Annotated in this window: 19 protein-coding genes; 9 read left to right on the forward strand and 10 right to left on the reverse strand. The window is 73.6% G+C overall.

The genetic code is table 11. From position 1 onward, the window contains the following. Window positions 1–7 precede the first annotated feature (7 nt). Together GA0070609_RS20420 and GA0070609_RS20425 are read right to left on the reverse strand one after the other, a co-directional pair. Window positions 8–538 (reverse strand): DUF488 domain-containing protein, encoded by a 531-nt coding sequence (locus GA0070609_RS20420; RefSeq protein ID WP_088997867.1) that lies wholly within the window; start codon window positions 536–538, stop codon window positions 8–10. A gap of 78 nt (window positions 539–616) precedes the next feature. Beyond that, complete coding sequence (locus GA0070609_RS20425) at window positions 617–3,196, reverse strand: glycoside hydrolase family 9 protein (RefSeq protein ID WP_088995256.1); 2,580 nt, start codon at window positions 3,194–3,196, stop codon at window positions 617–619. 386 nt (window positions 3,197–3,582) lie between these two features. Here GA0070609_RS20425 and GA0070609_RS20430 point away from each other — a divergent pair, with 386 nt between their 5' ends. Both GA0070609_RS20430 and GA0070609_RS20435 read left to right on the forward strand, forming a co-directional pair. Beyond that, window positions 3,583–4,341: an LPXTG cell wall anchor domain-containing protein gene (locus GA0070609_RS20430; RefSeq protein WP_231928360.1), complete on the forward strand. Its 759-nt coding sequence runs from the start codon at window positions 3,583–3,585 to the stop codon at window positions 4,339–4,341. A gap of 523 nt (window positions 4,342–4,864) precedes the next feature. After that, a complete protein-coding gene (locus tag GA0070609_RS20435; protein WP_088995258.1) occupies window positions 4,865–6,430 on the forward strand; it encodes an aldehyde dehydrogenase family protein in 1,566 nt (521 codons plus the stop codon). Window positions 6,431–6,545: 115 nt separating this feature from the next. Here the strand turns inward: GA0070609_RS20435 and GA0070609_RS20440 are convergent, their stop codons facing one another. Both GA0070609_RS20440 and GA0070609_RS20445 read right to left on the reverse strand, forming a co-directional pair. Then, window positions 6,546–7,598 (reverse strand): GNAT family N-acetyltransferase, encoded by a 1,053-nt coding sequence (locus tag GA0070609_RS20440; protein ID WP_088995259.1) that lies wholly within the window; start codon window positions 7,596–7,598, stop codon window positions 6,546–6,548. A 121-nt stretch (window positions 7,599–7,719) separates the two neighbouring features. Next, a complete protein-coding gene (locus GA0070609_RS20445) occupies window positions 7,720–8,421 on the reverse strand; it encodes an ACT domain-containing protein (RefSeq protein ID WP_088995260.1) in 702 nt (233 codons plus the stop codon). Between the two features lie 150 nt (window positions 8,422–8,571). Here GA0070609_RS20445 and GA0070609_RS20450 point away from each other — a divergent pair, with 150 nt between their 5' ends. Next, window positions 8,572–9,684: a phosphotransferase family protein gene (locus GA0070609_RS20450; RefSeq protein WP_088995261.1), complete on the forward strand. Its 1,113-nt coding sequence runs from the start codon at window positions 8,572–8,574 to the stop codon at window positions 9,682–9,684. After that, a complete protein-coding gene (locus tag GA0070609_RS20455) occupies window positions 9,684–10,907 on the forward strand; it encodes an acyl-CoA dehydrogenase family protein (protein ID WP_088995262.1) in 1,224 nt (407 codons plus the stop codon). The genes GA0070609_RS20450 and GA0070609_RS20455 overlap by 1 nt, the downstream gene beginning before the upstream one ends. A gap of 102 nt (window positions 10,908–11,009) precedes the next feature. Here the strand turns inward: GA0070609_RS20455 and GA0070609_RS20460 are convergent, their stop codons facing one another. The 6 genes from GA0070609_RS20460 to GA0070609_RS20485 all read right to left on the reverse strand — a co-directional run bounded on the left by GA0070609_RS20460 (window position 11,010) and on the right by GA0070609_RS20485 (window position 17,804). Then, window positions 11,010–12,056 (reverse strand): LacI family DNA-binding transcriptional regulator, encoded by a 1,047-nt coding sequence (locus tag GA0070609_RS20460; protein ID WP_088995263.1) that lies wholly within the window; start codon window positions 12,054–12,056, stop codon window positions 11,010–11,012. An 82-nt stretch (window positions 12,057–12,138) separates the two neighbouring features. Beyond that, the gene (locus GA0070609_RS20465) at window positions 12,139–13,572 is read right to left on the reverse strand and encodes a GH1 family beta-glucosidase (protein ID WP_088995264.1); all 1,434 of its coding nucleotides are present in this window, start codon (window positions 13,570–13,572) and stop codon (window positions 12,139–12,141) included. Further along, window positions 13,569–14,348 (reverse strand): carbohydrate ABC transporter permease, encoded by a 780-nt coding sequence (locus GA0070609_RS20470; RefSeq protein WP_088997868.1) that lies wholly within the window; start codon window positions 14,346–14,348, stop codon window positions 13,569–13,571. Before GA0070609_RS20470 ends, GA0070609_RS20465 begins: the two co-directional genes overlap by 4 nt. 125 nt (window positions 14,349–14,473) lie before the next feature. Continuing rightward, on the reverse strand, window positions 14,474–15,457 hold the full coding sequence (locus GA0070609_RS20475) for a carbohydrate ABC transporter permease (protein ID WP_088995265.1): 984 nt from the start codon (window positions 15,455–15,457) through the stop codon (window positions 14,474–14,476). 152 nt (window positions 15,458–15,609) lie between these two features. Then, the gene (locus tag GA0070609_RS20480; protein WP_088995266.1) at window positions 15,610–16,920 is read right to left on the reverse strand and encodes an extracellular solute-binding protein; all 1,311 of its coding nucleotides are present in this window, start codon (window positions 16,918–16,920) and stop codon (window positions 15,610–15,612) included. Between the two features lie 338 nt (window positions 16,921–17,258). After that, window positions 17,259–17,804: a plasmid pRiA4b ORF-3 family protein gene (locus GA0070609_RS20485; RefSeq protein WP_088995267.1), complete on the reverse strand. Its 546-nt coding sequence runs from the start codon at window positions 17,802–17,804 to the stop codon at window positions 17,259–17,261. Window positions 17,805–17,955: 151 nt separating this feature from the next. On the opposite strand from GA0070609_RS20485, the gene GA0070609_RS20490 reads away from it, so the two are divergent. The 5 genes from GA0070609_RS20490 to GA0070609_RS20510 all read left to right on the forward strand — a co-directional run bounded on the left by GA0070609_RS20490 (window position 17,956) and on the right by GA0070609_RS20510 (window position 25,320). Continuing rightward, window positions 17,956–18,702, forward strand: coding sequence for a pyrimidine reductase family protein (locus GA0070609_RS20490; protein ID WP_088995268.1), 747 nt, complete (start codon window positions 17,956–17,958; stop codon window positions 18,700–18,702). A gap of 213 nt (window positions 18,703–18,915) precedes the next feature. Further along, on the forward strand, window positions 18,916–20,667 hold the full coding sequence (locus tag GA0070609_RS20495; RefSeq protein WP_088995269.1) for an ATP-binding protein: 1,752 nt from the start codon (window positions 18,916–18,918) through the stop codon (window positions 20,665–20,667). Window positions 20,668–20,735: 68 nt separating this feature from the next. Further along, the gene (locus GA0070609_RS20500; RefSeq protein ID WP_088995270.1) at window positions 20,736–21,884 is read left to right on the forward strand and encodes an exonuclease SbcCD subunit D; all 1,149 of its coding nucleotides are present in this window, start codon (window positions 20,736–20,738) and stop codon (window positions 21,882–21,884) included. Then, entirely contained in the window at window positions 21,884–24,358 is a 2,475-nt protein-coding gene (locus tag GA0070609_RS20505; protein WP_088995271.1) for an AAA family ATPase, read from the forward strand. The genes GA0070609_RS20500 and GA0070609_RS20505 overlap by 1 nt, the downstream gene beginning before the upstream one ends. Then, window positions 24,355–25,320, forward strand: a complete 966-nt coding sequence (locus tag GA0070609_RS20510) for a hypothetical protein (protein ID WP_088995272.1) — start codon at window positions 24,355–24,357, stop codon at window positions 25,318–25,320. Before GA0070609_RS20505 ends, GA0070609_RS20510 begins: the two co-directional genes overlap by 4 nt. Window positions 25,321–25,482 lie beyond the last annotated feature (162 nt).

Genomic DNA, 25,482 nt, shown 5'->3' on the forward strand with positions numbered 1-25,482 from the left:
GCGACGGTCAGCCGTCCCAGACGAGATCGTGGTCGCCGTCGCGGCGGGCGCCGGCGGCCGGCCGGTGCGGAGTGAGCCGGCCCTCCGGCATCAGATGGTCCACCGGCACGTCGTGGCCGAGCACCGCGACGTCGGCGATCAGCCGCCGGTGGCAGCGCCACCAGACGCTCTCGCTGCACATCACCGCCGTGGTCCGGGCCGCCGCGTCGGCCAGCACCGCGCCGAGCGCCGCCCGGAAGTCCGGCGTGCGGGTGTACGCCGCGTACGCCCGGAACGCCGCCACCGTCCACCAGGTGTCCGGCTCCGGCGTGCCGGCCGGGGTGTGCCGCCGGCCGCCCAGCCGCGGCTCCCAGCGGTAGTCGATCCCGGCCCGGGGCAGCCAGCGTTCCAGCTCCTCCCGGCGGACGTCGGGGTTGGTGCGGCTGGCGGGGAACCGGCGCACGTCCACTACCAGCTCGATCCCCGCCCCGGCCAGCAGCTCGCCGAGCCGGGCCCGGTCGGCCGGCCCGTGCCCGACGGTCACCAGCGCCCGCTGCACCACCACATCCTGCCCCGGATCCTGGGCAGCTACCGTTCGCGGCGACGGTAACTGCCCAGGATCTCGACGGAACGGTGGTCAGCCCAGGGTGCAGGGGGCGCCGTTGAGGGTGAAGGCGGTGGGTTTCGGGTTGCTGCCGGTGTGGGTGCCGTTGAAGCCGAAGCTGGTCGAGGCCCCCGGCGCCAACCCACCGTTGTAGGAGACGTTCGTCGCGGTCACCGCCGTCCCGGTCTGGCTGTACGTCGCCGACCAGCCCTGCCCGACCCGCTGCCCGGTGCTCGGGAAGCTGAAGGCGAGGGTCCACCCGTTCAGCGCGGTGGTGCCGGTGTTCGTGATGGTGATGTTCGCGGTGAACCCGGTGCTCCAGTCGCTGGTGACGTACCCGACCCGGCAGTCGGCGGTCGGCGTCGGGGTGACCGGAGTGGTCACCTCCAGCACGGGGGAGGCGGCCGAGCGGTTACCGGCGCCGTCGCGCGCCCGCACCGAGAACCGGTACGTCCGCTCCGGCGTCAGCCCGGTCACCGCGAGGGAGTTGGTGGCGGCGTTCAGCAGGACCAGCGCGTCGCTGCCGACCTGCTCCTGGGTGACCTCGTAGCCGGCCAGGCCGCTGCCCCCGGCGTCGGTGGCCGCGGGCCAGGTCAGGGTCAGGCCGGTCGGCGTCACCGCCGAGGCGACCGGGGTGCCCGGCACGGTGGGCGCGGTGGTGTCCGGCGTGGCGGGGCCGGGCTCCTCGCCCCAGACCCGGGTGCCGCCGGAGTAGAGCGGCACCCTCCGGTTCGGGCCGGCGTCGGCCTGGTACGACGGGTCGTTGGTCGGGTCCCAGGTGCCGCCCTCCGGCACGCCGACCTTGAACTGCACCTCCATCCGGTGCTGGGACTGGCCGGCCGGGGCGATGGTGTGCCCGGTGCAGTCCACCTCGACGTACCAGATGTCACCGGAGTACTGCCGGGCGCTGGTCGGCGCCGGGCAGCCCTGGGTGTAGCCGGGGGTGACCTGCACCGGGCCGGGGCCGTCCGGGCGGAAGTAGTACCGGAACCGGCCGTCGGTGAGCGCCCGGGCCGGGAAGCCGGACCGGTTGTAGACGATCGCCTTCAGCCCGGTGGCCCGCGGCTCGGCCTGCATCACCGTGGTCTCCACGGTGAGCTCGTCCAGGTCCGGCGTCTCCGGGGTGGGGAAGTTCGCCAGCGGGGTGCCGCCGTACTCCTGGGCGAGCCGGGCCAGCGCCGAGGTGAAGCCGGCGTTGTAGTCGGTGGCCACCTCGTTCATCACGTAGTCGGAGCGGTTGTCGGTGTAGGCGTCGTTGGCCGCGGAGGGGCCGCCGACCAGCGCGCCGTACAGGGTGTGCCGGGTCTCGGTGGGCACGGTCTGGCTGTCCCACCAGGAGCCGTGCGCGGTGCGGTGGTGCGGGTTGCGCGGCGGGTTGGCCCCGAAGCCGATCACGTAGCTGGAGTTGCGCGGGTTGTCGCCGAGCGCGTAGCCGATCTGCCGGACGGCGAAGTCGTGGTATCGCGCCTTGCGGGTGGCGTCGGTGGTCCGGTCGCTGTAGACCAGGGCGGCGAAGGCGGTGTTCGCGGCGTAGCGCAGCGCGCCCCAGGAGTCGAGCACCGCCATCCCGCCGGGCGAGTACGGCACCCGCTGCCCGTTGACGCCCACGGTCCAGTAGTCCAGCCAGCGGTTGGCGTCGTCGACGTACTTCTGCTTGCCGGTCAGGTTGGCCAGCAGCACGTACGCGCCGAACTGCTTGTTGTCCCAGGCGATGGTCCACTTGTAGGACCGGGTGGTGGTCTGGTTCTCGGTGCCGAGCTTGTCGTACTCGCTCTCCGCCTTGGCCAGGTAGGCGGCCTCACCGGTGGCCCGGTGGAGCCAGATCGCGCCCCAGACCAGTTCGTCCTGCCAGCCGCTCCAGGAGCGGTAGAAGTTCGTGACGTCGGTGATGCACTCGTGGTAGCTCTTGCGCACCGTGTCGGCGAAGGTGTAGAGCTGCCGGGCGTGGCCGAGCAGCGTGTCGGCGTAGCTGGGGTCGGTGGGGCGGAAAACCATCGAGGAGGCGGCCATCGCGGCCGCCGTCTCGCCGGCCAGGTCCGCGCCGCCACAGCTGGCATCGATCTTGTACGCGGGCCGCGCCATCGGCAGCACCTCGGCCGGCCCCCACCACTTGTGGTCGTCGTCGCCCTTGCCGACCTGTCCGTAGAGGACGTTCGGCGCCGGGTGCGCCCTGATGAACCAGTCGTTGACCCAGCGCAGGTTGTTGAGCAGGTGCGGGAGTTGACCGGTGGCGGCGTAGCCGGCCCGGTACTCGACCGCGCCCCAGGCGAGCATGGTGGCGCTGAACGCCATCGGGAAGCCGAACTTCACGTGGTCGCCGGCGTCGTACCAGCCGCCGGTGAGGTCGAGGCCCACGTCGGCGCCGTCGGTCAGCGCCGAGTCGCCCCGCCAGGAGACCCGGTTCCAGTCCGGTAGCCGGCCGGACTGCTGCGCCTCGTAGAACAGGAGGGACTTCTGCAACGCCTCCGCGTAGTTGAAGGCGGGTGCGGCGGATGCGGGCGGGGCCGGCGCGACGACCGCGAGGGCGAGCCCGGCGGCGAGCGCGGCACCGGCGGCCAGCAGGCGGCGCGGCCAGGGTTGGTCGGCGGGTCGGGGCCGTCTCGGGTGGGGCATGGCGTGCTCCTGTCGGTGGCGCCGCCGGGCGGGACGTCGTCGGATCCGACGTGGACTGCCGGCGGCGGTGGTGGGGGTGGGCCGCGGGGTCCGGGAGCGCTCCCATGGACAATCAGCAATGTAATCTCGCCCTCGCCGATTTGGGAAGACCGGCCGGCGTCGGCCCTCGCTTCCGCCCGCGGAGCGGTCGCAGCGTCCCGTCGGGCATTTGCGTTACAGCGACACGCCTGCGGAGAGTAGTGGATTTCGCCGAACCGGCCGCTTCCGGCAGCACGTCCGCGCAGGTCAGGCCGATCACCTGATGTCGACGACGGTCACCGTCCGTGCGATCATGTGCTGTCCCCTCGATCCATTCCGGAGGAATCCTCATGCCACAGCGTCGGCGCGTGGCGCGCGCGGCCGTCTCCACGGCCGCCGCCACGGCCCTTCTCGCCATCGCTACCCCCGCCTGGGCGTCCAGCACCATCCCGCTCCACGAACCGCACAAGGGCTCGACGGCGGCGAACTTCCAGCAGGAATGCGGGGACGAGAAGTTCGACAACCTGCCGGACGGCTACGACGGCTGGCACTTCGTGCTGCCCTCGGGAGGCGCCGACTTCGAGAGCCTCACGCTGACCTTCGACAGCGGCAGCGGCACGGTGACGGTGAAGGTGCCCGACCCCACGGATCCCTACACCGACTTCCTCAGCTCGACGGGCGGCAAGAACCCGCAGGTCAAGCACGCCTACGTCTTCACCCCGGCCGGGTGGACGCTGGTCGACGGCAGCGCCACGGTCGACGGCGACGCCGACCGGTTCAACCTGAGCCACACCTGCGCGGGCACCCCGACGACGCCGACGACGCCGGCCACCCCGACCACCCCGGCCACGCCGACCACGCCGGCGACGCCCACCACGCCGGCTACGCCGACCACGCCCACCTCGCCGTCCACGTCGGTCACGCCGTCGGACTCGGCCACCCCGTCGACGTCGGTCACGCCGTCGGAGAGCACCGGCGTCGGTGGCGGCGGCGGTGACAACGGGGGCGGCCTGCCGCTGACCGGTGTCGCCACCACCAGCATCGCGCTGGGCGGCCTCGCCCTGATCGGCGCCGGCGCCCTGCTGGTGCTGCGCCGCCGCCGGGACAACGTCACCTTCACCAGCTGAGCTGACGCAGCACACCGAAACGGCCGCCGGACATCGGTCCGGCGGCCGTTTCGCGTGTCACCCCCTCAGCGCCGGCCATAATGCGACCCCCAGCGCCGGCCGCAGCACGGCAGCGCCGGCGATGATGCGGCCCGCAGCGCCGGGTGCGGGCCCCCAGGGCCGGCCGTGCCGCGCGCCCCGTCCGGTGACCCGCCCGCCGGCGGGTGACAGGGAGGGATCGGGCCGCGCCGAGGTGGCCCGGATTGATCCGTTCCGGAGCGAGATCCGTACCGACGGGTAACCCGGTCGACGTCGCCCGGAGATAGCTCACATCATCGATAAATGCAGATGCACTGGCCGCGTAGGCCCAGGTCAGGGCGATCGGTATCGGCCGCGACCCGCGGTCGGCGCCGGTGCCGCGCAGGCCTGGCGTTCCGGCATACGAACGTACTGTTGCCCGGCCGCCGCGCGGCGCGCGACAGTACGCGACACCAAGCGGTGCCATCGACGCCGCCGCTCTCCGGACGACCCTGAGGAGATCGCGATGGCTCTACGACTCGCCGACGGCACCGCCTGGTCGGACACCCTGGCCCGCGCGGTGACCGCCGCCCCGGAGGCGTTCGGCGCGCCGGCCGACGGCGTCATCACCCTGCACAACCTCGTGGAGGGTGACTGGCGCGCGGTCGGGGCGCCCACCCCGGTACGCACCCCGGTGGACAACACCGTCCTGGTCAACCTGCCCCGGCTGGACGCGGAGAGCGCCCGGGCCGCCGTGGCGCACGCCGCCGCCGCGCACCGGGGCTGGGCCAGCACCCCGCTGGCCGACCGGAAGGCCCGGGTCACCGACGCGCTCGACGCGCTCACCGCGCACCGCGACCTGCTCGCCCTGCTGCTGGTCTGGGAGATCGGCAAGCCGTGGCGGCTGGCCTGCGCCGACGTGGACCGCGCCCTGGACGGCGTGCGCTGGTACGTCAGTGAGATCGACCGGATGCTCGCCGACGGCCGGGAGCCGCTACCCGGCCCGGTCAGCAACATCGCGTCCTGGAACTACCCGATGAGCGTGCTGGTGCACGCGGAACTGGTGCAGCTGCTGGCCGGCAACGCGGTCATCGCCAAGACGCCGTCGCAGGGCGGCGCGGTCTGCCTCACCGTGGCGCACGCGCTGATGCGCCGGGCCGGGCTGCCCGCCACGCTCGTCTCCGGCAGCGGCGAGGAACTCTCCGAGGTGCTGGTCCGGGCGCCGGAGATCGGTGCGGTGGCGTTCGTCGGTGGCCGGTCCAACGGCGGCAAGGTGGCTGCCGCGCTGCTCGACTCCGACAAGCGGCACTTCATCGAGCAGGAGGGGCTCAACGCCTGGGGCGTGTGGAACTTCTCCCAGTGGGACCTGCTCGCCGGGCACCTGAAGAAGGGCTTCGAGTACGGCAAGCAGCGCTGCACCGCGTACCCCCGGTTCGTGGTCCAGCGGGACCTGGTCGACGAGTTCCTCGACATGTACCTGCCGGTGGTCCGCTCGGTCCGGTTCGGACACCCGCTCGCCGTCGGCGACGGCTGGACCGCCGGCGACCCGCTGCCCGAGCTGGACTTCGGCCCGCTGATCAGCGCCGCCAAGGCCGACGAGCTGCGCCGCAAGGTCGACGAGGCGGTACGCGGCGGCGCGGTGCCACTGCACCGGGGCAAGCTCGACGGGGCGCCCTTCCTGGACGGGCAGGACACCTCCGCGTACGTGGCGCCGGCGGTGCTGCTCGCCCCGCCCGGCCGGTCCCGACTGATGCACGCCGAGCCGTTCGGGCCGGTCGACACCATCGTGGTGGTGGACACCACCGACGAGTTGCTGGCCCAGATGAACGCCTCCAACGGCGCGCTGGTCGCCTCGCTCGCCTGCGACGACGAGGAGTTGGCCGGCAAGCTCGCGGTGGACCTGCAGGCGTTCAAGGTGGGCATCAACAAGCCCCGCTCCCGGGGCGACCGGGACGAGCCGTTCGGCGGCCGGGGCGCCTCCTGGAAGGGCGCCTTCGTCGGCGGTGACCTGCTGGTGCAGGCCGTCACCCAGGGCGGCGACGCCCGCCTCTACGGCAACTTCCCCGACTACAGCAGCTACCCCGCCACCTGACCCCACCCCCCACCCCACCCCCGCTTCCTAATCCCGCGATCTTGCACTTTTGGCCTGTGAAACGCGGCATGTGCCCGGTTCGCCGGGGCCGAAAGTGCAAGATCGCGCGTGGTCGTCAGCGGGGGTGGGCGGGGGCGGAGGTGGTGAGCGGGATGGTGAGGGTGAGCAGGGCGCCGTCGCGGTCGGTCGGCGTCGGTCGGGCCAGGCGGCGCAGGGTGCGCAGCATCGGGGTGTTCTCGGCCTGGACGTGCAGCAGCAGCGCCGCGTAGCCGGCCCGCTCGGCGTGCCCGACCAGTCGCCGCAGCAGCGCCGAGCCCAGCCCGCGCTGCTGCCAGTCGTCCCGCACCAGCAACGCCACCTCGGCCTCGTCGCCCTCGGCGAGCAGGTTCGCCATCGCCACCACCGGCTCCCCCGGGCCGGGGCAGCCGGGCGCGGTGGCGAGCAGGGTCAACCCGCGCGCCGGTTCCAGCAGCCGGCGCAGCCGGGTCGGCGACGGGGCCGCCCCGCCGCCCAGGTAGCGCCGGTACCGGCTGCGCGCCGAGCACGCCTCGTGCAACTCGACCACGCCAGCCAGATCGTCCGCGCCGGCCGGTCGTACGCCCAGCTCGGCGCCGTCGGGCAGGACCAGGGTGACCTGCTCGGCGGCCCGGCGCGCGACGGTCGCGGCCAGCTCGACCAGGGCCTGCGCCCGGGCGTACTCGGCCGGGGTGAAGTCCGGGGCGGCCCGGCGCAGCTCGAAGGAGCCGCCGCCCGGGTCCGCCAGCAGCATGGTGCGCCCGGTGATGCCGCCGCGGACCCCGGCCGGCGCCGGCCGCCAGCTGACCGTGTCCGCGCCGAGCAGCGCCCGCAGCGCCTCACCGGTCGCGTCCGGGTCGCGCACCAGGCGGTTGGCCAGGCCGAGCACCCGGGTCGGCTGGTCGGCCAGTCCGCGCGCCTCGCTGCGCGCGACCCAGCAGTCCCGGCCCCGGCCCCGCTCGACGGCGGCGACCAGGTCGGCCTCGCCGAGCGTGTCCGGCGCGTCGACCAGGAAGTCGTCGACCGCGCCCCGCTCGGTGGTGTGCACCTGCACGGTGAGGATGTTGACCCCGCGCAACGCGAGGCTGGCCGTGAGCACCGACAGGTAGCCCGGCCGGTCGTCCACGGTGGCTCGGATCCGCCACAACGTCATGGTTGCCTCCCTTCCCCGGTACGACCCTCGCGGCTGGCTGTTGCCGGCCGGTTGCCCCGGGGTGACGGCTACGAACCAGGTGCGCGACCTGCGCCACACCCGACCCGCTAGCCGGCTCGGGTCAGGGGCCGGCCACCACCGGCGGTACGCCGACCAGGTCCAGCCGGTCGCCGAGGATCACCGCACTGGCCCGGACCAGCTGCGCCAGCCGGTCCACCTCGGTGCCGTGGAACGCCGGCGCGGCCAGCGGTTCGGTGTGTTCCCGGGCCACCACCAGCACCAGGCCGGCCCGGCCGAACGGGGCGACCGCGAAGTGGCCGCCGTCGGGCGTGCCGACCGCCCGGGCGCGCAGCGGGGTCACCTCCGGCAGCGGCGGCGGGACCGGCGCCCGCCAACTGGCCTGCCCGATGGTGGGCTGCCCGCCGCCGGCCCGGGTGGCCCAGTCCAACGGCACCACCGCGGCGACCGCCCAGTCGGCGGCGAGCAGCCCGGGCACCGCGTCGACCAGGGTGGCGACCCCGTCGGCCGGGTTCGCCGCCACCTGGGCCAGCAGCTCGGCGTCCTGGCCGGTGGTGGTGGGCGCGCCGATCGCCCGCCACACCCCATCCACCCGTACCCCCGGGATCGCGGCGAGGCCGGCCAGCAGCCGCTCCACCCGGGCCGCGCCCGGCCACACCACGGTGAAGTCGTCCACCGCCCGCCCGCCGAGCCGCTCCAGCACCACCACCTGGACGATGTCCGCACCGGAGACGCCCATGGTGCGGGCCACCTGGCCGAGCGTGCCCGGGCGGTCCGGCAGCGTGACCCGAACTCGCAGCAACATCTGTCTACCCTCCGCTCGGCGGGGCCGGCAGCGCGGCCGGCAGGCTGGGCACCAGCCTGGTCGGTGCCCATTTCGTCCCTGTTGCCGCGGCATGTCCCGGGGGCAAAATCCGACCTTGACAACCCGGTCGGGCTGCCATCAACTAGTCGAATGACCGATCCGGCCGTCGACGCGCTCCGGCCGGGGACCGCCCCGGCCACCCCGCCGGAGCGGGGCTCCACCCCCACGGCGTCCCCCGCCGGCCTCGACCTCGACCGGCTCGCCGGCTACCTCGCCGAGCACCGGCCCGAGCTGGCCACCGGCCCGCTGCGGGCCCGGCTGATCGCCGGCGGCAAGTCCAACCTGACCTACCTGCTGCGCGCCGGCGAGCACGAGGTCGTGCTGCGCCGCCCGCCGCTCGGGCACGTGCTGGCCACCGCGCACGACATGGCCCGCGAGTTCCGGGTGATCTCCGCGCTCGCCCGCACCGACGTGCCGGTGCCCGCGGCACTGCTGCACTGCCCGGATCCGGACGTGATCGGCGCGCCGTTCTACCTGATGGAACGGGTGCCCGGCGAGGTGTTCCGCACCCGCGCCCAGACCGACCCGCTCAGCACCGAGCAGCGGCGGGAGCTGGCGATGGCGATGATGGACACCCTCGCCGCGCTGCACGCCGTAGAGCCGGCCTCGGTCGGGCTGGCCGACTTCGGCCGGCCGGAGGGCTACCTCGCCCGGCAGGTCCGCCGCTGGGCCGGGCAGCTGGAACGCTCCCGCAGCCGGCCGCTGCCGGGCATCGAGGAGCTGCGCGACCTGCTCGCCGCCACCGCGCCCGAGGGCGCCAACGCGGGCCGGATCGTGCACGGCGACTACCGGCTGGACAACCTCCTCGCCACCGTCGACCCGGTGGCCGTCCGGGCGGTGCTCGACTGGGAGATGGCCACCCTGGGTGACCCGCTGGCCGACCTCGGGCTGCTGCTGACCTACTGGGACGTGCTCGGCGGCAGCGAGGCCGCGGCCGGCAACCCGGTCGCCGACGGGCTCGGCCCGCGCGCCGGCTTCCCCACCGGCGGTGAGCTGATCGAGCGCTACGCCGGCCGGAGCGACGTCGACGTCGGCCCGCTGCACTGGCACGTCGCGCTCGGCTGCTTCAAGCTCGCGGTGATCTGCGAGGGCATCCACTACCGGCACACGCTGGGGCAGACCCTCGGCGAGGGCTTCGACCGGATCGGCGAGATGGTGGCACCGCTGGTCGCGCACGGGCTGACCGCCGCCAGGGAGCGCTGATGGACTTCGCGTACGACGCCCGCACCGAACAGCTGCGCGGTGAGCTGACCGCGTTCCTGACCGAGCACGTCTACCCGGCCGAGCCGGTGCACGCCGAGCAGGTCGCCGCCGCCGGCGACCCGTGGGCCCGGCCGCCGGTGATGGCCGAGCTGAAGGCCGAGGCGCGCCGGCGCGGCCTGTGGAACCTCTTCCTGCCCGACCCGCGCTACGGCGCCGGGCTGACCAACCTCCAGTACGCCCCGCTGGCCGAGCTGACCGGGCGCAGCCCGCACCTCGCCCCGGAGGCGGTCAACTGCGCCGCCCCGGACACCGGCAACATGGAACTGCTCGCCGAGTTCGGCTCCGACGCGCAGCGCAAGCGCTGGCTGGAGCCGCTGCTCGAGGGCGAGATCCGGTCGGCGTTCTGCATGACCGAGCCGGAGGTCGCCTCCTCCGACGCCACCAACATCGCCACCCGGATCACCCGCGACGGCGACGACTACGTGATCAACGGCCGCAAGTGGTGGTCGTCGGGGGCGATGGACCCGCGCTGCGAGATCTTCATCGTGATGGGCAAGACCGACCCGGGCGCGGACCGCCACCGGCAGCAGAGCATGGTGCTGGTTCCCCGGGACACCCCGGGGGTCACGGTCCGCCGGGGCATGACCGTGTTCGGCTACAGCGACGCCCCGCACGGCGGGCACGCCGAGATCGACTTCGTCGACGTACGGGTGCCGGCGGAGAACCTGATCGGCGCCGAGGGCGCCGGGTTCGCCATCGCCCAGGCCCGGCTCGGCCCCGGCCGCATCCACCACTGCATGCGACTGATCGGGATGGCCGAACGGGCCCTGGAACTGCTCTGCCGGCGGGCCGGCGAGCGGGTCGCGTTCGGCCGGCCGCTGGCCGAGCAGGGCGTGGTACGGGAGTGGATCGCCGAGTCCCGGGTGCGCATCGAGCAGGCCCGGCTGCTGGTGCTCAAGACCGCCTGGCTGATGGACACGGTCGGCAACAAGGGTGCGCACACCGAGATCCAGGCCATCAAGATCGCCACGCCGGCGATGGCCGAGTGGGTGATCGACAAGGCCATCCAGGCGCACGGCGGCGCCGGCGTCAGCCAGGACACCCCGCTGGCCGCGCTCTGGGCCCAGACCCGCACGCTGCGCCTCGCCGACGGCCCCGACGAGGTCCACAAGGCCTCCCTGGCCCGCCGCGAACTGCGCCGCTGGACCCACCCCTCCGCCTGACCCCCGGCGCACCCCCACCCGGCCCCCTCCCGAGCCGGTGATCATGAAGTTGTTGCGCGCGACACCGGCGCGTCACGACAACAACTTCATGATCAGCGGGGGTCAGGCGGAGGCGCGTTCGATGAGTTGGGTGTCCAGGAGGATGTGGGGGGCGGGGAGTTCGTCGCCGCGGATCCGGGCGACCAGCAGCTGGGCCATCTGCCGGCCCATCTCCTCCACCGGCTGGAACACGGTGGTCAGCGGCGGGTCGGCCTGCCGGGCCACGGGCGCGTCGTCGAAGCCCACCACCGCCACGTCCTCGGGCACCCGCCGGCCCGCCTCGCGCAACGTCCGCAGCGCGCCGAACGCCATCAGGTCGGAGGCGACGAAGACCGCGTCCAGCTCAGGGCAGACCTCCAGCAGCCGCCGCATACCGGCCGCCCCGCTCTCCTCGCTGAAGTCCCCGTACGCCACCAAGTCCGGGTTGACCCCGCCCCCGGCGGCCCGGATCGCCTCCGTGTAGCCGGTCAACCGGGCCAGGCCGGCGCCCATGTCCTGGGGGCCGGCGATGGTGGCGATCCGCCGCCGCCCCCGGCCGGCCAGGTACTCGACGGCGCGGCGGGCGCCCCCGACGTTGTCCACGTCGACGTACCAGGCCGGCTGGGCGCCCGGCTGCAGCATCCGGGCCGGGCGGCCGCCGAGCACGGCGGGCAGGCCGCGCTCCTCCAGCAGGGTGGGCAGCGGGTCGGCGTCGTGCAGCGACAGCAGCAGCACCCCGTCGACGTGCTGGTTGGTCAGGTGGTGCTCGACCCGTTCCCGCTCCACCGGGGACTGCGCCATGGCCAGCCAGAGCTGCATCGGCGTCTCCAGCAACGCGGAGCTGATGCCGCGCACGATGCCGGCGAAGAACGGCTCGGTGAAGACCCGGTCGCCGGACTCGGAGACGACCAGCGCGACGGAGTCGGTGCGCTGGGTGACCAGGGCGCGGGCGGCCCGGTTCGGCACGTACCCCAGCTCGGCGATGGCCTGCTGCACCGCGGCCCGGGCCTCGGGGCTCACCTGGGGCGAGCCGTTGACCACGCGGGACACCGTCCCGCGGCCGACGCCGGCGCGGGCGGCGACCGCGTCGAGGGTCGGGCGGCCGAGCGACCGGGTGCGCTGCGTTGTCATGGTCTGCTCCTCCGACGTCGGGCGGACCCGGCGCACCTCGCGGGAGGTGGCGCCGGGACCGCCCGGTGCTGGCTGGTCCTCGCTATTGTGCGGCCAGACCGTTGCGTCGGATCACCTCGGCGTACCACCTGGCGCTGGACTTGGGGATGCGGGCCTGGCTGTCGTAGTCGACGTAGATCATGCCGAACCGCTTGGTGTAACCCCAGGCCCACTCGAAATTATCCATCAGCGACCAGGCGAAGTAGCCGCGCAGGGGCACCCCGGCGCTGATCGCCTCGTGGGAGGCGCGCAGGTGGGCGTCGAAGTAGGCGAGCCGGTCGGTGTCGTCGACCTGCCCGTCGACCACCACGTCGACGAACGCCGAGCCGTTCTCGGTGACGTAGAGCGGCAGGTCGGTGTACTGCTCGTGCACCCGGCGCAGCGTCTCCACCAGGCCCGGCGCGTCGATCTCCCACTCCATGTCGGTCACCGGCACCCCCCGGGTGACGAACCGGACGTCCTCGCTGCCCGGCCAGCAGGACGGCGACCGCCAGTACTTCTCCGGCGCGACACCCTCCACCGGGGCGGCCACCACGTGCCGGCTGTAGTAGTTGACCCCGACCAGGTCCAGCGGGGTGGAGATCACCGCCAGGTCACCGTCGCGTACGTGCCCGAAGTCGGTGACGGTGGCCAGATCGGCCTGCAGGTCGGCCGGGTACGACCCGCGCAGCAGCGGGTCCAGGAAGAAGCGGTTGGCCAACCCGTCGATCCGCCGCGCGGCGTCCGCGTCGGCGGGCGAGTCGCTGGCCGGGGTGACCGGGTAGAGGTTGACGGTCACCCCCACCTCGGCCGACGGCCGGGCCGCGCGCAGCGCCCGTACGGCGAGGCCGTGGCCGAGCATCAGGTGGTGCCCGGCCCGGACCGCGTCCGCCCCGTTGGAGCGGCCCGGCGCGTGCGCGCCGGAGCCGTAGCCGAGAAACGCCGAGCACCACGGCTCGTTGAGCGTGGTCCAGTAGCGCACCCGGTCGCCGAGGGCGTCCGCGACGAGTTGGGTGTAGTCGGCGAACCGGCCCGCGGTGTCCCGGGCCGGCCAGCCGCCGGCGTCCTCCAGCGGCTGCGGCAGGTCCCAGTGGTAGAGGGTGAGCCACGGCTCGATGCCGTGGGCCAGCAGCCCGTCGACCAGCCGCCGGTAGAAGTCCAGCCCCTCGGCGTTGGCCGGGCCGGAGCCGCCGGGCTGCACCCGCGGCCAGGAGACCGAGAACCGGTACGACTTCAGCCCCAGTTCGGCCATCAGCGCGATGTCGGCGTCGAGCCGGTGATAGTGGTCGCAGGCCACGTCGCCGGTGTGCCCGGCGACCACCCGCCCCGGCGTGTGGCTGAAGGTGTCCCAGATCGACGGGGCCCGGCCGCCCTCGGCCGCCGCGCCCTCGATCTGGTACGCCGCGGTGGCGGCGCCCCAGAGGAAGCCGGGCGGGAAGGTCAGCGGCGGGCGCTCGTCGAGCACGCCGAGGGCGGGTGGGGTGGCGGGGTTGCTCACGACTTGACGGCGCCTTCCATGATGCCGCCGATGATCTGGCGGCCGAAGATGATGAACACGATCAGCAACGGCAGGGTCGCCAGCGCGGTGCCGGCGAACAGGGCCACATAGTCCGTCTGGTACGGCCCGGAGGAGAGGATCTTCAGGGAGTACTGCACCGTCGGAGTGTCCGGGGTGAGCACGATGAACGGCCAGAGGAACTCGTTCCAGGTCTGCATGAAGGTCAGCAGGCCGAGTACCGCCGCGGCCGGACGCAGCGCGGGCAGCACGACGTTCCAGTAGATCCGCCAGGTGGAACAGCCGTCCAGCCGGGCCGCCTCGATCAACTCGTCGCTGATCGCGGACATGGCGTACTGGCGCATCATGAACACCCCGAAGCCCTGCACCAGGAACGGCACGATGACCGCCTGCAGGGTGCCGGTCCACTCCAGCTCGACCATCATCATGTAGAGCGGGATGACGCCGAGCTGGGTCGGCACCATCATGGTCAGGATGATGACCAGCAGCAGCGCGTTGCTGCCCCGGAACTTGAGCTTGGCGAAGGCGAAGCCCGCCAGGCTGGAGAAGAAGATCACCGAGATGGTGACCACACTCGACACCACCGCCGAGTTGACCAGGCCGTAGACGAACGCCGCGTCCTCGTTGGCCAGCATCCGGTCGATGTTGTTGAACAGCTGGTCGCCGGGGACCGGCGGCATCTCGTAGACCGCGCTGTTGTCCCGGGAGGCGATGATGAACGACCAGATGATCGGGAAGACCGAGAGCACCGAGCCCATGATCAGCGCGAGGTAGGTCAACGGGCTGGCCTGCCAGAGCTGAGCGCCGGGCACCCGGCCGCGCCGGCGGCGCCGCGGGGCCGGCGGGGGTGGGGCCACCGACCGGGGAAGGGTCTGCGCGGTGGTCACTTCTTCTCCCCCTTCACCGAACGGCGTACCAGCGCGAAGTTGATCAGCGCGAAGATGATGATCATCATGAAGAGCAGCCAGGACATCGCCGAGCCGTAGCCGTACTCGGCGTTGCCGGTGAAGGTCTGCTCGTAGATGTACATGGCCAGGGTCTGGAACTGGTGGTCGGCGCCGCCACGGACCAGACCGAACCCGTACATCAGGGGCTCGGTGAAGATCTGGAAGCCACCGATGGTGGAGATGACGACCGTGAAGAGGATCGTCGGCCGGATCAGCGGCACGGTGATCGTCCAGAACTGCCGCCAGGCCGAGGCGCCGTCCAGCGCGGCCGACTCGTACAGGTCCTTCGGGATGGCCTGCATGGCGCCGAGGTAGATCAGCGCGTTGTAGCCGGTCCACCGCCAGTCGACCATGAACGAGATCGCGAACCAGGAGGCGTAGCGGTTGTCCCGCCAGGCGATCGGATCGAAACCCACGGTGCCGAGCAGCCAGTTGATCAGGCCGTACCGGTCCGCGAAGATCAGCGCGAAGATGATCCCGACCGCCGCCACCGAGGTGATGTTGGGGATGAGGATGCCCATCCGCAGCACCGTGCGGGCCCGCATCTGCCGGTTCAGCAGGTTGGCGAGGAGCAGCGCCACGACGAGCTGGGGCACGGTGCTGAGGATGAAGATGCCGACGGTGTTGTACGCCGCGTTCCAGAACTGGGCGTCCGCCATCAGGACGCGGTAGTTCTCCAGCCCCGCGAACTCCTTGGTGCCGCTGAGCAACTCGTAGTCGAAGAGCGAGACGTAGACGGTGTAGAGGACCGGGAAGAGGCCGAAGACCCCGAAGAGGACGAAGAACGGAGCGATGTAGAGGTACGGGGAGTACTTGATGTCCCAACGGCCGAGTCGGAACGACGGGCGCCGGTGTTGCGGGGTGGACTGGGGCGGGGAGGCGGCAGCCGATGGTGGCACCGCGCCGACGGTGGAACTCATTGCGGGTCCTTCCGGAAGTTGGGCGTTGGTGACCTCGGCGCAGGTCGCCGTCGGGCGTCCGCGGGGTCGGCGCCCACACCCGGGCCGGGTGTGGGCGCCGCCGCCGGTCCGCGGGCACCTGACGCCCGCGGACCCGGCAGGTCACCGGCGACTCAGCTGGCCGCCTTCTTGGCCTCGTCCATCGCCTTCTTCCAGGCCGCGTCGGAGCTGACCCGGCCGCGCTCGGCCGCCTGCATCTGCGGCTCGACGATGGTCTCCCAGATCTGCTGGTGCTTGGCGCCGAGGAAGACCGGCTTCATGTTCTTGACGCTCTCACCGAAGATCTTGCCGGTGGGCGCGCCGCTGAAGTACTCGCTGGTCTTGTCCTTGAACGCGGGGTCCTCGAGGCCGGCGATGTCGGACGGCATGGCGCCCGCCTCCTTGAACGCCGCCAGGTGCCCCTCCTTGCTGGTCAGGTACTTGGCCAGCAGGTACGCCTCCTTCGGGTGTTTGGTCTGGGCCGGGACGGCGAGGTACGACCCGCCCCAGTTGCCACCCCCGCCGGGGATCCGGGCGATGTCCCACTTGCCGGCGTTCGCCGGGCCGGAGCGCTGGGCGATGACGCCCTCGGTCATCCAGGCCGGGCAGGGCAGGGTGGCGAAGGCGGAGTTCTTGAAGGCCGCGTCCCAGTCGGCGCTCCACCGCTGCGCCTTGGCGGTGAGGCCGTCGGCGGCCATCTGCAGGCCCATGTCCCAGGTCTGCTTGACCACCGGGTTGGTGTCACCGATGAACTTGTTGTCCTTGTCGAAGAAGAACGTCTCGGAGTTCTGCATGACGTGCGGCTGCATCAGGCTGGTGGCGCTGTCCAGCCAGGCCGCCTTGACCTTGCCGCTGGCCTTGAACTCCTTGCCCAGCGCGATGTAGTCCTGCCAGGTGCTCATCCGCTGGGAGACCTGTTCGCGGTCGGTGGGCAGGCCCGCCTGCTGGAACAGGTCCTTGCGGTAGCACATGGCCAGGCCGCCGACGTCGGTGCCGAGCCCGATCAGCTTCTTACCGTCCGGCGTCAGCGCGTTGTTCCACTTCCACTCGGGGAAGTTGGCCTTCAGCTCACCGGCGCCCAGGTCGAGCAGGTTGGTGAACTTGTCGTGGTTCTGGACGTACCCGAGCAGGACGCCCTCCTCCAGACCGACGACGTCGCCGGCCCCGCTGCCCGCGGCGAGCCACTGCACCAGCTTCGGCTGGAAGTCGCGCAGCTCGCCCATCTTCTGGTGCTCGACCTTGATGTTCGGGTTGGCCGCCTCGAAGTCCTTGATGGCCTGGTCGTAGCCGAAGTTCTGGAAGGTCTGCAGGACCAGCTTGACCTGTCCACCCTCGCCGCTTGCCTCGTCGTCGTTCTTCTTGCTGCACGCCGTGCTGCCAAGGGCCACGCCCACGGCGAGCGCGGCGACCGCGACAGTGCGGAATCGGCGCCCGATGACGCTCATCCCTGACCCCTCTCAAGTGGTTCGTGTGGTGGTTGCGGATGCCTGACGCTGCTTCGTCGGTGGTGGCTTCCGGAGGTGTTCCAGGCTCGTGTGAGGTCCGCCCGCCGCCGAGCCGGGCGCCGAGCGAGTGCGCACCCGTCGGGAGCGCTCCCATGAGATTGCTGGGGTGTGTCGAGGGTGTCAATAGGTCGATGGGAGCGTTCCCAGATCGTTACCGCGTCCGGCGCTGGGCGGCGATCGCACGGCAGGGCGCAGGGGTGACCGCCCGTCGGCGGAAGGGACGCCGCAGGGACTGGTCGCGCGTCAGCGGGAGGGGCCGCGGCCGGGGGCGGTCGCGTTCAGCAGAAGCGGCGCAGCAGGGTGTCGGCCCGACCCGGGTCGAAGGCGGCCGGATCGAAGCGGTCGCCCACCCACTCCCGCATCGACCGGTGCTCCGGATGACGCGGGTCGGCCAGCGCGGCCAGCAGGGCGTGGTAGCCGACCGGGCCGCCGATGTCCTCCGGCGGGCAGGCCCGCGCGCCGTCCAGGCAGGACGGATAGCGCACCTCCGGGTCGGCGGTCACCGCGTCCTCCACCACCAGGTCGTGCTCCCACCAGTCGCCGAAGTCGTACGTGTAGTGGAACCGGCTGCCCTTGCCCACCACCGCGTCGAGGCGGACGTCCAGCTCGTCGGTGAGCGCCAGTTCGCCGTCCGGGTCGGGCTCGCCGTACTGGATGCCGTCGATCTCGAACGAGTGCAGGTGGCAGTCGCGCCAGCCCATTCCGTGCTGCACCACCCGGTGCAGCCGGTCGAGGGTGTAACCACCGGGGACGAGCACCCGGCGCCAGACCGTCGGCCGGACCCCGGCCAGGGAAATCTTCAGCTGGAAGATCTGACGCGGCATGCTGCTCCATCCTCCCTCGGCATAGGCTTGCCAGCATGATCTGCCGAGCGTGCCGGGCGAGGCGGCACGACGACTGTCCGGGCCGGAACTGGTGCGACTGTCAGCACCGTACCCCCCGGCCCACCCCTCCGGTCACCGGTCCGGCCAGCGAATGAGCGTCGGAATCCCGATTTCCCGGCTCTGGCCGGCACCGCACCCGCAGCCCCTCGACGACGACGCGCTGGTCGCGCTCTACCCCCGCGGCGACCACCCGCGCCTGCGGGTGAACTTCGTGACCAGCGTCGACGGCGCGGTCAGCGTCGACGGCTACTCCGCCGGGCTCTCCGGCCAGCCGGACAAGCGGGTCTTCGGCCTGCTACGGATGCTCTGCGACGCGCTCGTGGTGGCCGCCGGCACGCTGCGGCACGAGGGCTACCGGGCGGTCCGACTCAGCCCGGAACGGCGGGCCTGGCGGCGCGCGCACGGGCTGGCCGAGTACCCGACGCTGGTGGTGGTCTCCGGCACGCTCGACCTCGACCCGGCGCAGGCCGCGTTCGCCGACGCCCCGGTCCGCCCGGTGGTGCTCACCCACGCCGGCGCCGCCGCGCCGCCCGGGCTCACCGACGTCGTCGACCTGGTCCGCTGCGGCACGGAGACGGTCGACCTCGCCGCCGGCCTGGCCGAGCTGCGCCGCCGCGGCCACGACCAGCTGCTCTGCGAGGGCGGCCCGCGGCTGTTCGGCGCGCTGACCGCGGCCGGCCTGGTCGACGAGGTCTGCCTCACGGTCGCCCCGCTGCTCGCCGGCCCCGGCCCCGGCCGGATCACCGCCGGCGACCCGACCCCGGTGCGGCAGCTGCCGCTGCGGCACGTGCTCGCCGCCGAGGACGGCGTACTGCTGCTGCGCTACGCCCGGGACTGACGCCGGGCCGGGAGGGTGGCCCGCCGCCGGCACCGGGCGCCGACGGCCACGTCACCACGGGAGGTTCACCCAGGGCAGCTGCCCGGTCCCGGTCGGTGAACGCCGCTCGTTCTGCCCGTGGCGTCCGCCGCGTCGCGTGGCGACCTGTCGTACTCCTCGGGCAGGATGCAGGGCGTGCCTCCCCACCCCGATGACCAGCCGACCGGAGTTGCGATGACCGACGACGACGTCGACGGCCCCGGCGAGGGGGTCGGCCGGGTGCTGGGCACCGCCGACGCCACCCCGCTGCAGTTCTGGACGGCGGTCTCCCCCGGCAGCTACCTGCAGCTCGACGACGTGGTGGTGACCCGGCGCGAGCTGCCCGACCGCGAGCCGGTGACCATCGCCGGCGTGGTCACCCAGGTGCGTGCCCGGCACGAGGGCGCCCAGTTCGACTCCGACGTCTTCGCCATCGCCGACGGCACCCTCCCCGCGCAGGTGCAGGAGGCGGCCGAGATCACCACCACCCGGGTCGACCCCGAGCTCTACGTGCCGCCGGCGCCGGGTGCGGTCGTGCACCGTGCCGAGGGCGACGCGCGGGCCCGGGCGCTGCACTTCGACCGGATGGAACGGCGGATCCCGATGGGCATGGGCCGCGACGGGGTGCCGGTCTACCTCAACGCCGACTTCCTCGACGGCTCCCGGGGCGCGCACGTCTCCATCTCCGGCATCTCCGGGGTGGCCACCAAGACCAGCTTCGCCACCTTCCTGCTCTACTCGGTGTTCCGCTCCGGCGTGCTGGGCGGCGACGCGGTCAACGCCAAGGCGCTCATCTTCAACGTCAAGGGCGAGGACCTGCTCTTCCTCGACCACCCCAACACCCGCCTCGACGACGGCACCCGCGCCGGCTACGCCCGACTCGGGCTCACCGCCGGCGCCTTCCCCGACGTCCGGGTCTACGCCCCGCCGCGGGTCGGCGACTCGTCCGGCACCCCCGACGTGAGCAGCCGGCTCACCGGGGTCGACAGCTTCTACTGGACGCTGAGCGAGTTCTGCGCCGACCGGCTGCTGCCCTACGTCTTCGCCGACGCCGACGACGAACGCCAGCAGTACACGATGGTGGTGCACTCGGTCGCCGCCCACCTGGCCCGGCACGCCCAGCCCGCCGACGGCGGGGTGAGCCTCGACGGGGTGCGGCTCGGCTCGTACGCCGACCTGGTCGACCACGTCGTCGAGCAGCTCAACGACGACGAGACCCGCTCGGAGTGGGCCGGCAGCGCGGTCGGGCTCGGCACGGTCAACGCGTTCGCCCGGCGGCTGATCGGCAGCAAGAAGGACCTCTCCCGGCTGATCCGGGGCGACCTGGCCACCCGCCGGCCGCACTCGATCAACACCGCCGAGAGCGCCCAGGTCACCGTGGTCGACCTGCACAACCTGCCGGACCGCGCGCAGCGGTTCGTGGTCGGCGTGACGCTCAAGAGCGAGTTCGAGCGCAAGGAGAAGGCCGGCACCGCCAAGCCGCTGCTCTTCGTGGTGCTCGACGAGCTCAACAAGTACGCCCCCCGGGAGGGCTCCTCGCCGATCAAGGAGGTGCTGCTCGACATCGCCGAGCGGGGCCGGTCGCTCGGGGTGATCCTGATCGGCGCCCAGCAGACGGCGAGCGAGGTGGAGCGGCGGATCGTCACCAACTCGGCGATCCGGGTGGTCGGCCGGCTCGACCCGGCCGAGGCGTCCCGCCCCGAGTACGGCTTCCTGCCCCCCGCCCAGCGACAACGCGCGCTGCTGGCCAAGCCGGGCACCATGTTCGTCAACCAGCCCGACATCCCGGTGCCGCTCTGCCTGGAGTTCCCCTTCCCCGCCTGGGCGACCCGGGTCTCCGAGGCCGGCCGGGCCCCGTCCGAGACGTTGCGCTCGATCACCCAGTCCGCCGACCCGTTCGCGGTGGTCGGCTCGGGCGGCGGCGCCGACGACGACATCCCGTTCTAGGAGGACGGCACGGTGAGCGCGAGGAGTGAGCTTGCGAGCCCGGCAGTCGTGACCGGAAGGCTGGCACGGTGAAGATCCTGCACACCTCGGACTGGCACGTCGGCAAGGTCCTCAAGGGGCAGTCGCGGGCCGAGGAACACAAGCAGGTGCTGGCCGGGGTGATCGACATCGCCCGGGCCGAGCGGCCCGACCTGGTCATCGTCGCCGGTGACCTCTACGACACCGCGGCGCCGACGCCCGAGGCCACCCGACTGGTCACCCGGGCGCTGACCGCGCTGCGCCGTACCGGCGCCGACGTGGTCGCCATCGGCGGCAACCACGACAACGGGCAGGCCCTGGACGCGCTGCGCCCGTGGGCCGAGGCCGCCGGCATCACGCTGCGCGGCGGAGTCCGCGACAACCCTGACGAACACGTCGTCGACGGCACCACCACGGGCGGTGAGCGGTGGCGGCTGGCCGCGCTGCCGTTCCTGTCCCAGCGCTACGCGATCCGCGCGGTGGAGATGTACGAGCTGACCGCCGCCGAGACCACCCAGACCTACGCCGACCACCTGGGCCGGGTGCTGGGCCGGCTCACCGAGAGCTTCACCGAGCCCGACCGGGTGCACCTGGTCACCGCGCACCTGACGGTGGTCGGCGCGGCCACCGGCGGCGGCGAGCGGGACGCGCACACCGTGCTCGGCTACGCGGTGCCGGCGACGGTCTTCCCGGGCACCGCGCACTACGTGGCGCTCGGTCACCTGCACCGCTCGCAACGGGTGCAGGGGCCCTGCCCGATCCGCTACAGCGGCAGCCCGCTGGCGGTGGACTTCGGCGAACAGGAGAACATCCCGTCGGTGACGCTGGTCGAGGTGACCGCGACGACGGCGGCGCAGATCCGCGAGGTGCCGGTCGCCGCGGCGACCCCGCTGCGCACGGTCCGCGGCACGCTGGCCCAGCTCGCCGAGCTCGACGCCCCGGACGGCTGGCTGCGGGTCTACGTCCGGGAGCAGCCGCGCGCCGGGCTCCGCGAGGAGGTGCAGGAACTGCTGCCCCGGGCGCTGGAGATCCGGATCGACCCGGAGCTGGTGCCGGCGCCGGGCAGCGGCACCCGGGTCGCCCAGCGGTCCGGCCGCTCCCCGAGCGAGCTCTTCGCCGACTACCTGAGCGGCCGGGGGCACGCCGACGACGGAGTCCGGGAACTCTTCGACGAGCTCCTCGAGGAGGTGGATCACTGATGCGCCCGATGCGGCTGGACATGGCCGGCTTCACCGTCTTCCGCGACGAGACCACCGTCGACTTCACCGACGCCGACTTCTTCGCCCTGGTCGGCCCCACCGGCTCGGGCAAGTCGACGGTGCTGGACGCGATCTGCTTCGCCCTCTACGGCACGGTGCCCCGCTGGGGCGGCGCCCGTGGCCTGGCCAACGCCCTGGCGCCGTCGGCCACCGAGGCCCGGGTCCGGCTGGTCTTCGAGTCCGGCGGGGCCCGCTACGTGGCCACCCGGGTGGTGCGCCGGGACGGCCGGGGCAACGTCAAGACGGCCAACGCCGGCCTGCAGCTGATGCCGGCCGGGTTCGACGTCACGAAGCTGGACACCGGGCTCAGCCCGGAGGATCTCGGCGAGGTGGTGGCCGGCACGCCGGCCGAGATGGACGAGGCGGTGCTGGAGGCGGTCGGGCTGCCGTACGAGCAGTTCACCAGCTGCGTGGTGCTGCCGCAGGGACAGTTCGCCGACTTCCTGCACGCCAAGCCGGCAACCCGGCAGCAGATCCTGGTCAACCTGCTCGGCCTCGGGGTCTACGAGGAGGTGCAGAAGAAGGCGACCGCGCGGGCCGCGCAGGCCGAGGCGCGGTTGGAGACGGTCGACCAGCTGCTCGGCGGGCTGACCGAGGTCGACGACGCCGCGCTGGAGGCGGCGACCGCGCAGGTCGACCGGCTGCGCGAGCTGGCCGGGGCGGTGGCCGCGGCCGTACCGGAGCTGGACGCGGCCCGGGCCACGGCCCTGCAGGCGCGGGCGGCGCTGGCCGCCCTCGACGCCGACCTGGCCGTGCTCGGCGCGGTGCGGGCGCCGGCCGGGGTGGCCGAGGTGGCCCGGGCGGTGACCGCCGCGCGCGCCGACGCCGACGCGGCGGCGAGCGCGGTGGCGCTGGCCGAGGAGCGGGAGGAGAAGCTCCGGGGTGAGCTGGCCGCCGCCGGTGACGAGAGCGCGCTGCGGTTGCAACTGAAGGCGTACGCCGACCGGGAGAAGCTGGCCGGCGAGGCGGAAGCGGTCCGGGCGGCGCTGGCGGTGGCCGGGGCCGAGCACGACGCGGCCGTACGCGCCCTGGCCGAGGCGCGGGCGGCGGCGGAGCGGGCCGAGGAGGAGTTGGCGGCGGCGTTCCGGGCGCACGAGGAGGCGAAGGCCACCGACCAGGCGGTGGCGCTGCGGGCGCACCTGGCCGACGGCGACGCCTGCCCGGTCTGCGAGCAGGTGGTGGCGACGGTGCCGGCGGTGCCCGCCGGTTCGGCGGTGGCCCGCGCGGTGGCGGCCGGCAAGGCGGCCCGGGCGGCGAGCGAGGCGGCCCGGCGGCTGGTGCAGGAGCGCGACGCGGCGGCCCGCGACCTGGAGCGGGTGCTGGTGCAGGCCCGCGCCCGGCAGGACCAGCTGGACGACCGGTTGGCCGAGCTGGACGCCCAGCTCACCGGGGCCGCGACGGCCGAGGCGCTGCGGGACCGGCTCGCCGAGCACGCCCGGCTGCGGCGGTCGCTGGAGGAGGCGGGCGGGGCGGTCCGCGCCGGCCGGGAGTCGGCCCGCACAGCCCGCGGCGCGGTGGACGCCGCCGAGCAGCGGCTGCGCGCGGCGTGGCGGGCGTTCGACGCGGCCCGGGACGGGCTGGCCCGGTTCGGCCCGCCGGCGGCCGACCGGGAGGACGTCGCGGCGGCCTGGACCACGCTCACCGACTGGGCCGGGGCCGAGGCGGAGCAGCGCCGGGCGGAGCGGGCCGGGCGGGTCACGGCGGTGGCCGAGGCCGAGGGGGTCGCCGCCGCGGCGACGGAGCGGATCGCCAGCCTCTTCGCCGCCGCCGGGCTGCCGGCCGCCGACGACCCGGTCCGCGCCGCCGCGGTGGCCGTCGAGCGGGCCGAGGCCGACCGGCGGCAACTGGTGCAGCGGCGGGAGCAGGCGGCGGGGCTGCGCGAGCAGCGCGCCGGGCACGAGCGCGAGGCGCAGGTGGCCCGGGCGCTCGCCGGGCACCTGCGGGCCAACAACTTCGAGCGGTGGCTGCTGGCCGAGGCGCTGGACCTGCTGGTCGACGGCGCCTCCGGGATCCTGCGGGACCTCTCCGGCGGCCAGTACGACCTGGTGCACGACAAGGGTGAGTTCTTCGTCGTCGACCACCACGACGCCGGGCTGCGCCGGGGCGTGCGCACCCTCTCCGGCGGCGAGACGTTCCAGGCGTCGCTGGCCCTGGCGTTGGCGCTCTCCGAGCAGCTGGCCGGGATGTCCACCACCGCGGCGAGCCTGGAGTCGATCGTGCTGGACGAGGGCTTCGGCACGCTCGACGCGGCCACCCTGGACACGGTGGCCGCCACCCTGGAGAGCCTGGCCGCCCGAGGTGACCGGATGGTCGGCGTGGTCACCCACGTGCCGGCGCTGGCCGAGCGCATCCCGGTCCGGTTCGAGGTACGCAAGGACGCCCGCTCGGCGCGGGTGGAACGGACCGGCCGGTGACCGCCCGGTTCTTCGTCGACGCGTGGGATCCCGCGTACGGGGCGTCGTTCGAGGCGTCGGCGGCCGGGCCGGCCGCGCCGAGCAGCGCCCAGGTCGACCCGGACGCCGAACTGCCGGCGGTGGACTGGCGGGCCATCGACGTGCGCCCGGGCCTGCGCGCGCCGGACGTGGTGCTGCTCGTCGACGGGGTGCGCCGGATCGACGCCAGCGTCTGGACGGCGGAGGCCGACGGCGGTTCGTTCCCCGGCCTGGCCGCCTCCTACGCCGCCGGGGTGGTCCGCTGTGACCTGCAACGGGGCGCGGCGCAGCTGGCCGGCACCCGGGTGGGCCGGGGCCTGTTCACCGCGAGTCCCTCGGCCGAGGACGTGGTGGCCGGGCGGGTCCGCTATCCGGTGCACCGGGTCAGCGGCACCGGTGAGCTGGCCAAGCTGCCGGCGGCCGTGCAGGGTCCGCTGACCGCGCTGGAGGTGGAGGTCTCCGGCGCCGCCCGGGTCGACGGCGACCTGCTGGTGGTGGACGGTCCGCTGCGCAACCGGCGGCAGCTGCCCCGCACCCTCGGCTACATCAAGACCCAGCACAGCCAGTACCTCGACGCCCGGCTCACCGCAGTGGTCACCGGCCTGGCCGCCGGCCAGCGCTCCCCCGTGTTCCGGCTCGGCACCGCCTGGGGCGGCTGGTCCTGGTACCTGCGGTTGCCGGTGGCCGCCGGGGCGCCCTGGGCGGGCATCGTCCGGATGGAGTGCTCGGCCGACCTGACCATCACCGAGGCGGTCGAGCTGGCCGACCTGTCCCTGGTCACCCTGCCCCGGTTCGCCTCCACGCCGTACAAGGACCCGCGGGCCCCGCAGAACCTGATCCCGATCGCCGGCCTGGAGCGCCGGCTGCGGGCGCTGCTCGGTGACGCCCGGCTGCTGCACCGGGCGCTGACCGCCGCCGCCCGTCCCGCCGCCCGCCGCCCCTGACCCGGCGCGCGGCGCGCGCGGTGGAGGATCGACGCGGGATGCGGGAAGTCGGCGTATCCGACGGCCGGGCCACCCCGAGTTCCCGCGAACGGAGTCGATCAAGCGGGCGAGGCCGCGCGGGTGGGGCACGGGACGGCCGCCGGCGGGTCGCCGGGATACTGG

It is taken from the genome of Micromonospora echinaurantiaca (assembly GCF_900090235.1).
GTDB classification, from domain to species: Bacteria; Actinomycetota; Actinomycetes; order Mycobacteriales; family Micromonosporaceae; genus Micromonospora; species Micromonospora echinaurantiaca.